The organism is Brevefilum fermentans (assembly GCF_900184705.1).
GTDB classification, from domain to species: Bacteria; Chloroflexota; Anaerolineae; order Anaerolineales; family Anaerolineaceae; genus Brevifilum; species Brevifilum fermentans.
The window spans coordinates 2,184,341-2,198,586 of sequence record NZ_LT859958.1 but is presented as its reverse complement, the minus strand read 5'-3'; the positions used below and the strand labels follow the sequence as shown (position 1 = coordinate 2,198,586).

Here is a 14,246-nt window from a genome sequence, read left to right as displayed (position 1 = left end):
TGTGTGTCAGGTTTTAAGGCAAAACCTTAATTTAGTATAATTCTTAATCCGTTTAATTACAAGGTCAATTTGATCTGATTTACACCTCACTTTCTGGGACGGAGACCGGTTTGGCTTCGCCTTTTTTGACGCCGAGCATTGTGAGAAATGCCAGGAAGAAGAAAATCGGGGCAATGACCATCATCAGCCGGTAATTGTTCCCTGCAAGCTGAATTGACCATCCAAACAAGACGGGACCGATGGTGGCAGCCAGTTGTGAGAAGAAATAATACAAACCGGTATAGGTACCAATGCGTTCATCATCAGTCATATCCACCACCATGGGCAATGAGTTTACGTTGATCAATGCCCATCCAAAACCAGCGACGATCAGGATGATGGAGATGATATAAAAACCGGAACCCATCAAAGAGGCGAATTTGGTTAACAGGATGTTTCCAGGGATCAGGTAGATTAAGATCATGGTCGCGATCATGATCCACAATCCAGCACTGATCACCCTCTTGCGTTTAAACTTGCGAGCTAAAATACCTGCTGGAATGGCCATCAGCATGAAGGACAGACCGGTATAAGAGATTTGAAACGCGCTATCACCACCACTCAAGCCAAGATGGTTGACTCCATACAAAGTAAAGAAAGTTTCGAGCGCATTCCAGGCGATAAACCAGAGCAGGATGGACAACAAAATAAATAAAGCGCTTTTATCTTTTTGCGTAAACACATTTGAGATGTTCTTTAACACATTGGTTTCCATCTGGCTACCTTCAGCTTTATCTGCCAGGTGCAGTTTGGAAGCAATGTATTCCTTGGGCTCTCGAATGAAGATCAACACAAGAATGGCCGCCAGAGTTACCAGTCCACCACCAAGATAAAAGGGATACGCCGGGTTGATATTATAAAGAGGACCGCCAATCAGTGTTGCCAGCACAGTGCCCAAACCGCCCATCAGGTTGATCACGCCGTTAGCAGGAGAACGGTGTTCTGAAGGGGTGATATCTGGCATCAACGCCACCACAGGTGTGCGCCAGAAAGCCATCGCCAACAGCAATGTAATACAGCTGAAGATGAATAATGGCAGCACCTGGGCGTGAGGGATCAATCCGAACACACCAGCTGCTACCGGTGCGCCTACCACGATGAAGGGCAAACGCCGACCGATTGGTGATCGCATGCGATCGGAAAAAATTCCCAGGGGTGGTTGAATGACCAGGGCAGCGATGTTATCCAATACCATGATAAAGGAAATAAAACCGGCATGCAGCCCAAAGCGCTCGTCTAGGAATAACGGTACGAAGGCATTGTAAACTGACCAGATGACGCTGACGCCAAAAAAGCCAAAGCCCAGCAAAAAAGTTTTCAAATAGTTCATTTTTGGTTTTTCCATTTGCTCTCCTTAAGTTTGTGTCGATGGGGTGATGGGTTCACCGGGTTGGTATCCCAGTGTTTCTAAAAAAGCCAGATCATCCTGGCTCAATAGCGCATTTTTCAGCAGGTCAGGTCGGTTTTGCAACGTTCGCCGCAGGGACTCGTGTCGGCGCCAGCGGGCGATCTCAGCATGGTTACCGGAGAGCAGGACATCCGGGATGCGCCAGCCGCGAAATTCGGGCGGGCGTGTGTAGTGGGGATATTCCAGCAAACCGGTGGCGTGGGAATCGTTCTGGGGGGCAGTGGGGTCTCCTAACACACCCGGCAGCAAGCGTGTGACCGCCTCGATAATCACCAGCGCCGGCAGTTCACCACCAGAAAGCACATAGTCACCGATGGAGATGGCATCTGTCGCCAGGTGCTGGCAGATACGTTCATCCACGCTTTCGTAGCGTCCACAAAGCAGGGCTAAGTGGGGGTGTTCGGCCAGTTCGAAGGCGATTTTTTGGGTTAAAAGACGCCCCTGGGGTGTCAGGAGAATCACCGGACAGGAGGGCGGCGCGCCCAGGACGCTCTCAAGGGCGGCGAAAATGGGCTCTGGTTTCATGACCATCCCACCCCCGCCGCCATAGGGCGTGTCATCGGTGGTGTGGTGACTATCGATTGCCCAGTCGCGGATATTGTGCAGGTGTACTTCCAGCGCCTTGAGTTCCTGAGCCCGTTTGAGGATGCTGGCATTGAGATATTCAGAGAACACCTCCGGAAAGAGGGAGAAAACATCGAAGCGCATAAATCAATTTTAGCGGCAAGGCTTGTTTCTGACAAGGTGTATCAGGACAGGCGATCGAGGGATTAATTAATCGGTTTCACTCACCGCCAAAGGTCAGACGATAATCTTCAATGGCTGCATTGACAATCTCTTTTGCTTTACTTGCACCGAAAGTATCGATAATTTTTATTCCAGGCTTAAGATCTTTGATCATTTTGTAGGTACTGAAGTAGTGTTTTAGCCGCTCAACAATAGCGCCGGGAAGTTCTTCAATCGTGCGGATGTGCCCATAGATGTGATCGTTTTCTAAAACCGCGATGATTTTGTCATCTGCTTCCATGTTGTCAAGCATTTGCAAAACGCCCACAACAACAGCATTTAAAAAGATCTCGGAGCGGTTTATGGGGCGTTCACTGATGACACAAATATCCAGCGGATCGCCATCGCCGCGAATGGCCTCCGGAGAAAGTGACCTAACATTCTCTCCGCAATAGGTGCGGGGAATAAAGCCATATAAAGAGGGTGATAGTGAGGATGTCCGTTGAGGGCGGTCAACGTGTAAATAACCGGTGGTTTTATCCACCTCATACTTAATGTGATCAAAAGGCGTCATCTCAATGTAGGCGTATACCAGGTCCGGGGGGTTGAGGCCAATTTCCAACCCATGCCAGGGATGAGGCCGCCAACGGTAAAATGGAGAGGGAAAGCTCATGGTAAATTCCTTTCATTACAACCAGGAACCCATCGATCCAGGGTGATATCCTGGTGTATTGATATTCAATGCTCCTGTTGACTGAACACTATTGTCTATGAGGATAACCTGTTTGTCAAGTCGGGCTTTTCTTTCTCTGTTAATCGCCATTCAATTTCCTTTGGTATCTTCAATTAGTGATCCGGTTGCCGCTCCTGGTGAGTGCACCTAAAAAAGGCGGGGTGCGATTTTCGGCGTTCAGACCATATTTGATAGGATAGCCGATAGACGCAGGTGGGCAAAAGTTCATTCCGTGAAAGATTGAAAACGTAACGCCGAAAAACCATCAGAATGGCCCGGGACAAACCCTCAAGGTTTCCATCGACGATTCGATGAATTATCTCAAACGGGAATTATCGATGCTGAAATTTCACCGGCGGGTTTTGTTTGAAGCCATGAACCCAGGCAATCCAGTTTTGGAAGGGTTACGCTTCTTAGGAGTTATGAGCTCGATATTCGATGCGTTCTTCTGTGCCCATCACCGGTGTGATGATCGTTAACCTGGATGAACTTTTCCCGGTTTTGAAGATGTTGGAGGCTTACCCCTTCTATGCGGTCCGCAATGCTGAGATTGAGCTGATCGTCACACCTGACGATGGGACGATAGCGTCTGAACTGACCCGGGCGTTTTTAAAATACCGTTAAGGAATAAATTCAAACCCACTCTGGAATAAGTTCCATCCAAGCGCCGGTAAACCTAACAATGGCAAAACGACAGCAACCAGGCAGGCGCACAGGCACAGCACAACCAGGACCACGATCAGGATGATCCACCATTTTGAGCCACTCCGGGCTTTTGCGGGCGTTGTACCGCCGGGATGGGATTGTGTTTCTGATCCCCAGCGGGTGGGGCTGCTGGATGCGGTTTTATCGGTGATTGGTGAACCCCAGCGATCCGTTGGCTCGGATTGTGCCGGCGGTCTTTGTGCCGGCGGTGTAGGTTTGCTCCATTCTTCTGCGGACGCGTTCATGAAGTCGTCTTTTTGGGTATCGTCTGAGAAATTTCCCATCTTGTTTTCCTTTCCTGTTTGATTGGTTAGCCGCGCATCGCTCCATCAGCAGGGACACAGTTTTGGCTTGTTATTTGATAAGCGCAATTTCTTTGCTTCCATTTTGTTTTCTGGTCTGCCCCGGGAGTTGTCCTGGTTATTGAAACATTCCCATCTTAAGGCAACCTGTCCCGATGATGTTAACCGGTCAGAATCAAGACAAAATAATGACCTGCTAAAGCTATTATATACTTTAATTCTTTAATCATGATAGGATCTCATGGGGAAAAACAACTCATGCAGGGTATTGGCTTTATGTGAATTGATGAATCAATAAAAGCAATCATCAAAACAGCGGATACATGCAAATATTCAGCCGGATTTCGACCTGGATTAGACGCCCAGTTTTGGTACTTCTTCCGAGCAATATGGCTATCAAACTATCACCCTGCTGGAGTTGCATGGCTTGTGGACGGCTTCGTTAATCGGCGGATTGCGGCGTAGCCAGGCGCTAAACAATCCATATGCCAGATGAGGTATTGTGCGGATCGATGGGGTTAAAATCATCCGGGGTTGCTTCTTAAGCAACCTCGGAACTTCTGGTTAATGATCGTTATTTTGCGTTGATCAATGAGCGGGCGCGGTCTTTATTGAAGAAATCAGCGACCAGGCGTTTGATAGATTCCAGTACAAGCCCAAAGATAGAAAGCCCGATCAGGATCCGCATCCCCATATTCATAAGACCTGTGAGCTCTGCGGCGGTTTTCGAAATGTCAATGTCCAGGGCATTCCATGCTGAAGGATCAAGCGTGAGAATATTCGGTCCGGTCAGGATGGCGATGCTGATTCCAATCGTGAAGACATTGATCACCAATTTGGCAACCGTCGTGGCTTTGTTCCAGCGACCCTTGCGAATCAGGAAGAGATTCAGAACAATGCTCAAGAGATTGGCTACGGTGAGCAAGGGGATGTAGCGATTGAAATTCTGATTGAGAATAGGCGAGACCATCCATCCGGTTTCACCGAGATAATAAATGCCAATTCGATCGAGGAAGAAATTGATCAGCACGACAAAAGCCAGCGTAAAGATGATTTCCAGGGCAATTTCAGCAATTTTGATTGTGTGATGGTCTTTCTGGCTGAGTAAATCCTCAGAGGTCCACTCCTTTCCAATCTTGATTTTCAAATCTGCCGGTAAAGTTCGTTCGATGATCGCAAAAACCAGGCTAACGATGCCAAACCCTAAAAACAGGCTGTTGAAAAGTCCACCAATGACCTGAGCGATCGTCTCAAAAAGACCCAGGCTGGTGCCTGAAAAGGTTGCAATCGTGATGATGATCCCAATCAGATTGATGCCAGCGAGAACGGCTAAAACGATTTTTAGAACCTGCAGGTAGGTGGGATACATCCTCGGTCCAATTAAGGAGGTGTATTTGATGTATTTCTGGGCAACTTGGCGAGGTTTGCCGTACTCCTGAAGCACGGATATGATCAGATCGTCATTGGGTGGTTGTTCCGAATCCGAGTTGCGATCCTCGATCATATCCATCAAAGTGGATTGAATTTCTTTAAGGACATCTTCCCGGTTGCGCGCGGGTAAATGTTTTTCAATTTCTGCCAAATATAAATTAATCATTTGCATTTTTTGCCTCCTTTTGATCTGATAAAATGTTGTCGATTGTGGTCTTGATGCGTGACCATTCTGCACTCATTTCCTTGAGGACTTTTTCGCCAAAACGGTTCAATTGATAATAGCGTCGTGGGCGAGATTCCTCCACTCGCCAGGAACTTTCCAGCAGGTTTTGTTCTTCGAGGCGGCGGAGCAAGGGATAGAGCGTGCCCTGGTCTATTTGCATGTGCTGATCTTCAAGCCGTTTCATCAGTGAATACCCGTACTGCTCCTCATGCAGTTGGCTGAGGACCGCCAGGACGATCACCCCGCGCCGGAGCTCTAAGACCAGGTTTTGTGTTTGTTCAGATTGATCCGTTTCTTTACTCATATATCACCTTTCATAATGTGATAACCATAATTATGAAATATATTATATAATGTGATACACAGTATGTCAAGATATTAAGACATATTTTAAGGTTAAAACTTTGTGGATTGATCCTGATTTTTAACTTTTATTCCAAGTTGTCCTAAGAATATCGTTTTAATGATGTTAAAATAGGGGTATGGAGAATAAAATCATCTTCGGAGATAATTTACAAGTACTTAAGACCATTTCTGATGAGTCGGTAGACTTGATTTACATTGACCCTCCCTTCAACACTGGCAAGCAACAAGCGCGTCAACAGATCACGGTGGAAATAGACGCTGATGGCGACCGGGTGGGCTTTGGCGGTAACCGCTATCAAAGCCGTGTGGTTGGCGAAAAAGCCTACCGGGATCAATTTGACGATTACCTGGGCTTCCTCAAGCCGCGTTTGCTGGAGGCATACCGAGTGCTTTCCGAAACAGGCAGCCTGTATTTCCATATCGACTACCGAGAAGTGCACTACTGTAAAATTTTGCTGGATGAAATCTTTGGCCGTGAGTCTTTTATTAACGAGATCATCTGGGCTTATGATTTTGGGGGGCGTTCGAAAACCCGCTGGCCAGCCAAACACGATAACATCCTGTTTTATGCAAAGGACCCCAAACGATACACATTTAATTATGAAGCGGTCGAACGCATCCCCTATATGGCGCCGGGGTTGGTTGGAAAAGAAAAAGCAGCCCGCGGCAAGTTCCCCACGGATACCTGGTGGCACACGATTGTAGGCACCAACAGCAAGGAGAAAACCGGTTACCCGACCCAAAAGCCGGTGGGTGTTTTACGCAGGATAATTACAGCTTCATCTAACCCGGGCGACCTTGTGCTGGATTTTTTTGCTGGCAGCGGAACTGTCGGCGAGGTCTGTCTTGCGCTGGAGCGTCGTTTCCTTTTGGTGGACAACAACCCCCAGGCAATCGCGGTGATGCAGGCGCGTTTTCGCGAACACCAATCGATTGAATGGGTGGGGATTGATCCTCAAACGGTGTTATAGAATAGCGGGTGTCGTCTGAGCTGCCGGAGTAAATCGGGGCTGAGGGACAAAGGCTGATCTGCAGACTCTGGCTGTTGCGGTAAGCCACAAAATATCAGCATTTGCTCAATGATCGCATCAGCCAGGACATAAAAATCTTCTTTGACTGCTGAATAATTGACCAGGATACAGGCGTGGGGCGACGTGGGCGAGAGGATCATTCCAGGCGCCCCGCTGCTAACAGAGGCAATTTCAATCTCACCGGTCGGGTCGTCGCGGGTCAAACGATCAACCAGCCCGACGTTGAGGGCGCGTCCGACTTCGACGCTCTCTGCGATCATATAGCTGCAATCCGCCAGGTCTTTGTTCAGGTTAATGCTGGAAAAAGCAAGCAGCTCATCCGGGGCTGGATGGTAAGTTAGGATTTTGCCAGGAATTAATTTCAACGGCGCTAATTGTGTTTTCAGCGCGGTGCGCAATTGAGATTCAAATTCAACCAGGAATTCGGAATGGTTAAAGCGTTCATCTTCTGAAGCCAGCCACAGGTTCAGATCAATGGTTTCTAAATCGAATACCCGACCCTGGCGGAAGATGACCTTGACCTCTTGCAGCGGACTTGCGCTTTTTGTGGCAAAGGTTAACCGGTAATTCCCGGTTGGCAAGGTCTGCTGATGCGGTAAGGGCAGCAACAAACACAGCTCGCCATGGCTGCTGAGGATGGGTTGATTGTAGAATTGGCTGGTTAATTCTCCGGATTCAGAATCGAAACGATAAAGCACTTCATTCTTGTGACCAATAATTTCAATCAGGGTTATTTCATCTTGAATGAGTAACGTTCTGGCAGCCAGCAGTAAGCTGATCGCTCCTCGGTGTGTTGAAAGAACCAGGCTTTCATTGGATTGGACTGCTTCGAAGGTTTCAATCGTGAGGTCGGAGTGCTTTTTAATGTGTTCTGGTTTGGCGACCGGCGCGAACTCCGGATGAAATTGGACCTGATCTTTGATCGCTGAGAATATCTCCATCCCCCGTTCTAACCAATATTCAGCAGTGGCAATCACCAGCAAGAAAAAGAATTGGTTTGTGTGCGGTGAGCAGATCAAAGCCCTTCCCTGCCCGCCCTCATCTGCATGGGTGAAATAAATTTCATTCACCAGGCATGGGCTTCCCTGGATAAAGTCCTTACTGGCGTCGACCAGCTGATACTCATCGAAATTGATCATAAAATCGGATGCCAGCTCGTTGCTGAACCGAGCAAGAGAGGTTTTTGGGTCAAGCTCACCACCGATCATACAGATTTCCAGATGCCCGTCTTCTGAGTACATATATACCGATCCATCCACTTCCAATTCAAAGCCTTCTATGGGTTGAAAGGAAAAGCCCGCCTCTTTAACGGTAATTTTCTTGCCAAACGTGAAGAGAGGTGTTTGAGGTGAATTTTGATCTGATAAATTGATTGGTTGGTCCATAAATGCTGCTTTGCCGATGCTATTGCGGGTTGTTGGGTGTAATTTTACACTGGTTGAACAGGTTGTGCCATCAATATTTTGCGCTCGGTTTGCTTTATAATGAGAGTGCTTGATTTGCTGCGCAAAATACGCCAACTTTTCAGTTGCTGTGGCATTTAAAGCTTACCGGAGGCTTTTTTTATGATATACGAAAATATTCCCCTGCTTAACTTTGATCCTACCCGGGAAGCGATTATTGAACCAGGAAAGATAATCCAACCCAGGGATGTACCCGATCATTGCGTAATTTGCTTCTTTGCCGAAGTGATTGATTGGGTGAAGGAAAATCACAACCCACGAGAGGTCTGGCGTACAAGCTCGGAAATCGGACCGCATCCCTTGTATGAAATCGATTTCCAGGGTCAGCGTTTGGCTTTTTATCACCCGGGCGTTGGTGCGCCTTTAGCAGCGGGTTTGTTCGAGGAGATGATCGCAGTGGGCTGCCGCAAATTTATTGCTTGCGGCGGCTGCGGTGTATTGGATCCGGAGATTGCGGTAGGTCACTTGCTTTTACCCGTCGCTGCGATCCGCGATGAGGGCACCTCTTACCATTACCTGGCTCCATCTCGAGAGGTTGAGGCAGACCCGCGCGGGGTGGAGGCGCTGGAATCCGTCCTCAAGCGACATGGACTGGCTTATTTCCGCACAAAGACCTGGACAACGGATGGAATTTATCGTGAAACTCCTGCAAAAGCTGCCCGCTACCTGGAAGAAGGCTGTCTGACGGTTGAGATGGAAGCCGCCGCCTTTTTTGCGGTGGCAAAATTCAGGAAGGTAAAATTTGGGCAGTTGCTGTACGGCGGTGACGCGGTCATTGAGGAAGGCTGGGATGGGCGTGACTGGCATAGGCGTAAAGATATTCGCAGAAATTTGTTCTGGCTGGCGGCGGAAGCGGTGCTCGAACTGTAAGGTTCAGCGCAGGGGTGTGGGGGTAATGGTTGGCGTTGGCGTGATCGTACTTGTGGCGGTGGGGATGACGCCGAATTCAGGAACGCATACCCAGGTGATTTCCAATGGGCTTGCAGGGGGATAAAGCCCGGCTTCTTTATCGCAGGTTTGGGGATATTCGTGCGGAAGCAACCAGTGGCTGTGCACCTGCCAGACCGCCTCGTTTTCGCTGAACAGGGGGAGCAAGGCGTCTCCCTGGGACAGGGCGCTCGAGAGGCTCAGAGCAAATGCGCCTTCGAAAATGATGGCTGCTTCCCGGTTAGGGTTATCTGCGCAGGTCGTTAATTCGGCGATTTCTGCCAGTGAGATCCGCTCGGAAGACCAGGGCAGCGCATCCCCAGCAATCACCGGTTGTGTGAGGGACACTGCCAGGCGCTCCGGAACATAAACCGTCATGTCATCATCAGGATAGGTGATTAACAGGCGATACAGCTCTATGAACGCCGGGTCGATTAATGGGGCGTTGGTGTTGCCTGGACGGCCTATGGAAGTCTCATACCATTGCGGCGCTTCTACCCAGCGATCAAGGTTGGGGATTTGGGCCGTGTTTTCAGTGTACACATTCACAACCAGGCGGATTGCTGCTCCCGTTTCACCTGGAACTGCGAAAGCAAGCGGGTCAGTGTGGAGAAAGCCTGTCCGGTCAATGGAATTGACCAATCGACACAGGTCGGTTTGCTCCAGGCGGGTTTGAAAGTATTGGCAATTATTAGCCTGGCAGGTGCGCTTGAGCAACAGCCCATCCCCATAGAGCACAAACAGCGGCAAGTAATTAAAGGGATCCGTGCTGGTTCCCTCGATATGGGCAACTTCTACCATGATAGGCTTTGCGGACCATGTGTGTGGTGCAAGCCTGGACAGGGCAGTGCTGGTGGGACTGGGACCTGGCGTGCTTGTTGGCGAGGGGAGGCGTGTGGGAATCGCCTCGGTGGCGGTGGAAATTGTCGGCGGCAAATCATCCGTCGCTGTTGTGGTGATCACGTTTGGAGTTTGAACCGGCGCTGAGTTATTGCACGCGGAAATAACGATCGCCAGGATGCAAAGGCTACAGAAGCCCAGTAATAAACTTAAAGCAAACCTGTTATTCGAGGTTGAAGGCAGTGAATTGCCCATGATGAAATATAGTATCATACTATGGTACCAACCGAGGAGATCATATGCCAGATTTAACAGCGCAAATTTTACCGAGAATAATTGATCATCGCTTTCAGGGATTGCCGCATGGCGATAACCTGGTGATGCCAAATTATGAAGGTCTTTCACTGGTCAACCTGCCCGCAACGGTGACCCGGTTGCTGGGTGTCCCTGAGTTCAGCGGGCCGTCTTTAAATACGGAGATCCTGAAACATATCGACGGTCCCTATCAGAAAGTCATCTTATTACTGGTAGACGCAATGGGTTATGACCTGTTCAAGCACGCGATCAGACCTGAACCTGGATTAATTTGGGAGCGATATTTTGATCGGGGTGTGTTCAGCCCGATCACCAGCATTTGCCCGAGCACAACCGCCTCAGCCTTAACCACCCTGTGGACAGGCGTTGGATCTGCAGCGCACGGGATTATCGGCTATGAAATGTGGGTCAAACAATTCGGCATGGTGATCAATAACATTCTGCATTCAGCCGCTAGCACAAAAAAGGATTCCGGTGGATTGTACCGTGCCGGTTTTGTACCAAGAGAATTTATGGATAAGCCGACCCTGGGTCCCCATCTGCGTGCCTATGGCATCAGACCAACCGCTTTTCTTCACGCTGCCATTGGCAATTCAGGGTTGTCCCTGATGCAGTTGGAGGAGGTTGTCCTGCAGACTTACCTGACCGAAGCCGACCTTACTGTCAACCTGGCGGAATACCTGAATCGTCACAGCGGAATGCGGGATTTTATTTATGTCTATTATTCTGCTGTGGATTCGCTCATGCACCGCTACAATGCAAACGACACCCGGGTTATGCTTCAGTTCTCGGTTTTTTCAACGCTTTTTGAGCGCGGGTTCATCCAAAATTTATCTCCTGAGGTTGCTAAAGAGACCCTGTTGATTTTTACAGCAGATCATGGCTCGATCGCCACACCCCAGTATGATCGGTTTGACCTGGCCAACCATCCTGCGTTAAGCTCCCACCTGGTGATGCAGCCCACCTGTGAAAACCGGTTGGCGTTTTTGTATATCAAACCCGGTCAGGTCGGCGAGGTGCGCGATTATTTTGCGAAAACCTGGCCGAATGATTTTTATTTAATTGAGCCAGCCCAGGCGCTTGAGATCGGGTTGTTTGGTGCGGGACCTTATGTTGAGGATGTGCTTGACCGGCTGGGAGATTTAATTGTTGTCACCCGGGGAGATGCCTACTTGTGGTGGTCGGATCGACCCAATTTAATGGAAGGGCGACACGGCGGTTTACACGCAAGCGAGATGCTGGTGCCCTTTTTTGCGCTACCCCTGGGCAATCTTCTCTGATTTTTCAGTGTAGGGGGTCATCACCTTTTCTGAATTAAATTTCCAATTGGTATTTGGATTGCCAAAAAAAGGCAATCTTTAATTCGTTATAACGTATCGTGCAGGTTTTCACGCGTTAGCTCCACCTGATTGTTGATGACGAATTGTCTTGAACAATCACTCAGCCTTGTGTTTTTTTGTGATCAATTTACCCCCTTGACATCGAACAAAAGTTCTGTATAATTAGAACAAACGTTCTGTTAATAAGACCAGGAGGCTCAAATGGGTGCAGTAAATATGATCGTCAACGATGTAAAGGTTAATCGAAAGCCTTTTCCACCAATAAATACACGCAATCGGGTGCGTCAACCCGGGGCGGACAAACTCCGAGTGCCCTTCAAGGCGACTACTGTAGGCAGATTGCTCAATTCAATTCGCCCGGGCAATTCTCCGGCGTTGTTATTAGGGGAATGTGCTGATGGCTTACCGTTTTTAATTAAGTTGGGCGACCCCTTTATGGGCGCAGCGTTAATCGGCTGTGAGCGCAGCACGGGTAAGACGCATCACCTACAGGTATTGGCTGAATCTGCGGTGAAGCTCAATCCTCCCAGCGCGCTGCAGATTGGCATAATTACCTTCAAACCCGGTGAGTGGCAGTTTTGGGAAAGAAAACCTGAAAACAAAAAATATTTACAGGGGATTTTCGCCTGGTATGATCCCTGGGCTGAAGTTTTGATTAAAAACCTGACGGAATTGGCAGAAACTCGTTATGACGGGGCAAAAACCGGCGCACAGATTGTGCTTATTCTGGATGATTTAGGCTTCGTTGAAGAACTGAGCTATGAAGCCCAGGTGAATCTGCGCTGGTTGTTGGAGTATGGCGCCCAGGCAGGTATATTTGTCGTGGCGTCAATTAATTCGGGTCAGCTTGATCGATTTCGGTTTTGGGTAGAGCCATTTCGGACGCGGATCGTGGGCAGGATCACCGATAAAATTGTAGCCGAGACGCTTACGCTGCGAAAAAATTCTGCTGTCGATGCGTTAGAACCGGGCATGTTCCGGGTGTGGACGTGTTCAAAATGGCGGACCTACCGATTGCCGCTGCTGGGAGATTAGACGGTGAGAGGAAAAAATGGAGATCGGTTTGCTCTGGTTTGATAATAACCCGAAACTAAGCCTGCATGAAAAGGTCGTCGAGGCAGCAGCTTATTATCAGCGTAAGTATCGACAGCAGCCCAATCTGTGTTTTGTGCACCCCAGTATGCTCACGGATGCAGATGTGCAGGTTGGCTCGATCTTGATTCGATCCAATCCTATGATCAGGCCGGATCATTTTTGGATTGGTTTCGCTGAAGAAGAGGAATTGGCTGCGTGCCAGGCGCATGAAAAATCAGGATGAAGTTTTTGGTGGGAAATCAAAGGTTAACGTGCGAAAACCAAATGCATTGTGAACCGTGGTGTTACCGAAAATGGTCTCTGTTATTGTGCTGGGCGAATAAACATGGATGTGCCCATGCAAATGAAATGTGGGCTGAAAGACTTTGATCAGCCAGAGAAAGGCTTTAGCCCCATGGTGTGCCCGATCTTTTTCATCATGGATGCCCCAGGGGGGAGCGTGGGACACAAAAATGTCCAGGTAGCGCCCGAAGCGGATTTTGTTCATGAGCAAGCTCGGAACCAATTTCATGACCAACAACCACATCTCCTGTTGAGTGTATTGATAATCGCCCAGGTTATAGCGGATACATCCCTGGATTCCTGAAAGAATTAACCCGGAATCTTTTCTCCTGATCACTTTTTTGTGCAGGTCGATTCCGCCCCATGGCGCATGACGTGTGCCTCCACTTCCATACTCAATCTCCCTGGCATGATTGCCACGCACAAAATAGAGGGGGATATCCAGAGAACTGATGATGTATTCCAGGTAATGATAGGACAGGTCCCCACAACTGATGACGATATCAATCTCTTGAAAACGCTTAGAGATATTTTGGCTATAAATCAGGGGGCTTTCAATATCGCTGACGGCTAATAAATTCATGTTCGTATTTTATAACCAACAAAGAAAAAGAGGAAGTTGTTTTTGGTGAAGGGCGATTATTTTAACTGCTGGCAGCCACTGCCAGGGCGACGGCTTTATCTCGATCATGGCTGATGCTGACCGACCAGGTATGAATGCCCAATTGCTCAGCGACAATTTTTGCCTGCCCATGCAAATGAACCACGGGCTGACCTGTGGGAAGGTGAAGAACTTCAATATCCTGCCAGTGGACTCGCCCGATGCCGGTGCCCAACGCTTTTGAGACCGCTTCCTTGGCTGCAAAAATGCCTGTTAGCGTATCCGTGCGGTCGTTAGCCTGGGCGATTTCATTGGCTGTGTAAACGCGCTTGATGAACCGTGCACGAATGGCAGGGTTGATCTGATCCAATCGGGCTATTTCAATGATGTCAATGCCGCTGTGCAAAATCAAACCA

17 protein-coding genes are annotated in these 14,246 nt (G+C 48.7%); 7 read left to right on the top strand and 10 right to left on the bottom strand.

Going from position 1 to position 14,246, the window contains the following annotated elements:
• Positions 1-79 precede the first annotated feature (79 nt).
• The 3 genes from CFX1CAM_RS09575 to CFX1CAM_RS09565 form a co-directional block, all read right to left on the bottom strand.
• Complete coding sequence (locus CFX1CAM_RS09575) at positions 80-1,384, bottom strand: MFS transporter (protein ID WP_087862815.1); 1,305 nt, start codon at positions 1,382-1,384, stop codon at positions 80-82.
• 9 nt (positions 1,385-1,393) lie between these two features.
• Positions 1,394-2,155 (bottom strand): tRNA (guanosine(37)-N1)-methyltransferase TrmD, encoded by a 762-nt coding sequence (gene trmD, locus CFX1CAM_RS09570; protein WP_087862814.1) that lies wholly within the window; start codon positions 2,153-2,155, stop codon positions 1,394-1,396.
• A 76-nt stretch (positions 2,156-2,231) separates the two neighbouring features.
• Positions 2,232-2,846, bottom strand: coding sequence for an inorganic pyrophosphatase (locus tag CFX1CAM_RS09565; RefSeq protein WP_087862813.1), 615 nt, complete (start codon positions 2,844-2,846; stop codon positions 2,232-2,234).
• Between the two features lie 371 nt (positions 2,847-3,217).
• Here CFX1CAM_RS09565 and CFX1CAM_RS11765 point away from each other — a divergent pair, with 371 nt between their 5' ends.
• Positions 3,218-3,385 carry a hypothetical protein gene (locus CFX1CAM_RS11765; RefSeq protein WP_087862812.1) on the top strand — a complete coding sequence of 56 codons (168 nt, stop codon included), beginning with the start codon at positions 3,218-3,220 and terminating at the stop codon, positions 3,383-3,385.
• A complete protein-coding gene (locus CFX1CAM_RS11445) occupies positions 3,345-3,530 on the top strand; it encodes a hypothetical protein (protein ID WP_157891833.1) in 186 nt (61 codons plus the stop codon). The genes CFX1CAM_RS11765 and CFX1CAM_RS11445 overlap by 41 nt, the downstream gene beginning before the upstream one ends.
• On the opposite strand, the gene CFX1CAM_RS09555 is transcribed toward CFX1CAM_RS11445, so the two are convergent.
• From CFX1CAM_RS09555 to CFX1CAM_RS09545, 3 genes are all read right to left on the bottom strand, one after another.
• Positions 3,527-3,895 (bottom strand): hypothetical protein, encoded by a 369-nt coding sequence (locus CFX1CAM_RS09555; protein WP_087862811.1) that lies wholly within the window; start codon positions 3,893-3,895, stop codon positions 3,527-3,529. The genes CFX1CAM_RS11445 and CFX1CAM_RS09555 overlap by 4 nt on opposite strands.
• Positions 3,896-4,487: 592 nt before the next feature.
• Positions 4,488-5,516 carry an HAAS signaling domain-containing protein gene (locus CFX1CAM_RS09550; protein ID WP_087862810.1) on the bottom strand — a complete coding sequence of 343 codons (1,029 nt, stop codon included), beginning with the start codon at positions 5,514-5,516 and terminating at the stop codon, positions 4,488-4,490.
• The gene (locus tag CFX1CAM_RS09545; RefSeq protein ID WP_087862809.1) at positions 5,503-5,874 is read right to left on the bottom strand and encodes a PadR family transcriptional regulator; all 372 of its coding nucleotides are present in this window, start codon (positions 5,872-5,874) and stop codon (positions 5,503-5,505) included. Before CFX1CAM_RS09545 ends, CFX1CAM_RS09550 begins: the two co-directional genes overlap by 14 nt.
• Before the next feature lie 178 nt (positions 5,875-6,052).
• On the opposite strand from CFX1CAM_RS09545, the gene CFX1CAM_RS09540 reads away from it, so the two are divergent.
• Entirely contained in the window at positions 6,053-6,907 is an 855-nt protein-coding gene (locus tag CFX1CAM_RS09540) for a DNA-methyltransferase (RefSeq protein ID WP_087862808.1), read from the top strand.
• Here CFX1CAM_RS09540 and CFX1CAM_RS09535 read toward each other — a convergent pair.
• Positions 6,892-8,352 (bottom strand): hypothetical protein, encoded by a 1,461-nt coding sequence (locus tag CFX1CAM_RS09535; protein ID WP_157891832.1) that lies wholly within the window; start codon positions 8,350-8,352, stop codon positions 6,892-6,894. The two genes, CFX1CAM_RS09540 and CFX1CAM_RS09535, sit on opposite strands and share 16 nt — an antisense overlap.
• 180 nt (positions 8,353-8,532) lie before the next feature.
• On the opposite strand from CFX1CAM_RS09535, the gene CFX1CAM_RS09530 reads away from it, so the two are divergent.
• A complete protein-coding gene (locus tag CFX1CAM_RS09530; RefSeq protein ID WP_087862806.1) occupies positions 8,533-9,300 on the top strand; it encodes a nucleoside phosphorylase in 768 nt (255 codons plus the stop codon).
• 3 nt (positions 9,301-9,303) lie between these two features.
• On the opposite strand, the gene CFX1CAM_RS09525 is transcribed toward CFX1CAM_RS09530, so the two are convergent.
• A complete protein-coding gene (locus tag CFX1CAM_RS09525; RefSeq protein WP_087862805.1) occupies positions 9,304-10,470 on the bottom strand; it encodes a hypothetical protein in 1,167 nt (388 codons plus the stop codon).
• A 26-nt stretch (positions 10,471-10,496) separates the two neighbouring features.
• Here CFX1CAM_RS09525 and CFX1CAM_RS09520 point away from each other — a divergent pair, with 26 nt between their 5' ends.
• From CFX1CAM_RS09520 to CFX1CAM_RS09510, 3 genes are all read left to right on the top strand, one after another.
• Positions 10,497-11,792 carry an alkaline phosphatase family protein gene (locus CFX1CAM_RS09520; RefSeq protein WP_087862804.1) on the top strand — a complete coding sequence of 432 codons (1,296 nt, stop codon included), beginning with the start codon at positions 10,497-10,499 and terminating at the stop codon, positions 11,790-11,792.
• Positions 11,793-12,053: 261 nt separating this feature from the next.
• Entirely contained in the window at positions 12,054-12,887 is an 834-nt protein-coding gene (locus tag CFX1CAM_RS09515; protein WP_087862803.1) for a hypothetical protein, read from the top strand.
• 16 nt (positions 12,888-12,903) lie between these two features.
• On the top strand, positions 12,904-13,170 hold the full coding sequence (locus CFX1CAM_RS09510; protein WP_087862802.1) for a hypothetical protein: 267 nt from the start codon (positions 12,904-12,906) through the stop codon (positions 13,168-13,170).
• Here CFX1CAM_RS09510 and CFX1CAM_RS09505 read toward each other — a convergent pair.
• Both CFX1CAM_RS09505 and acpS read right to left on the bottom strand, forming a co-directional pair.
• Positions 13,162-13,812: a metallophosphoesterase family protein gene (locus tag CFX1CAM_RS09505; protein ID WP_087862801.1), complete on the bottom strand. Its 651-nt coding sequence runs from the start codon at positions 13,810-13,812 to the stop codon at positions 13,162-13,164. The two genes, CFX1CAM_RS09510 and CFX1CAM_RS09505, sit on opposite strands and share 9 nt — an antisense overlap.
• Before the next feature lie 61 nt (positions 13,813-13,873).
• A complete protein-coding gene (gene acpS, locus CFX1CAM_RS09500; protein ID WP_087862800.1) occupies positions 13,874-14,242 on the bottom strand; it encodes a holo-ACP synthase in 369 nt (122 codons plus the stop codon).
• Positions 14,243-14,246: the final 4 nt, after the last annotated feature.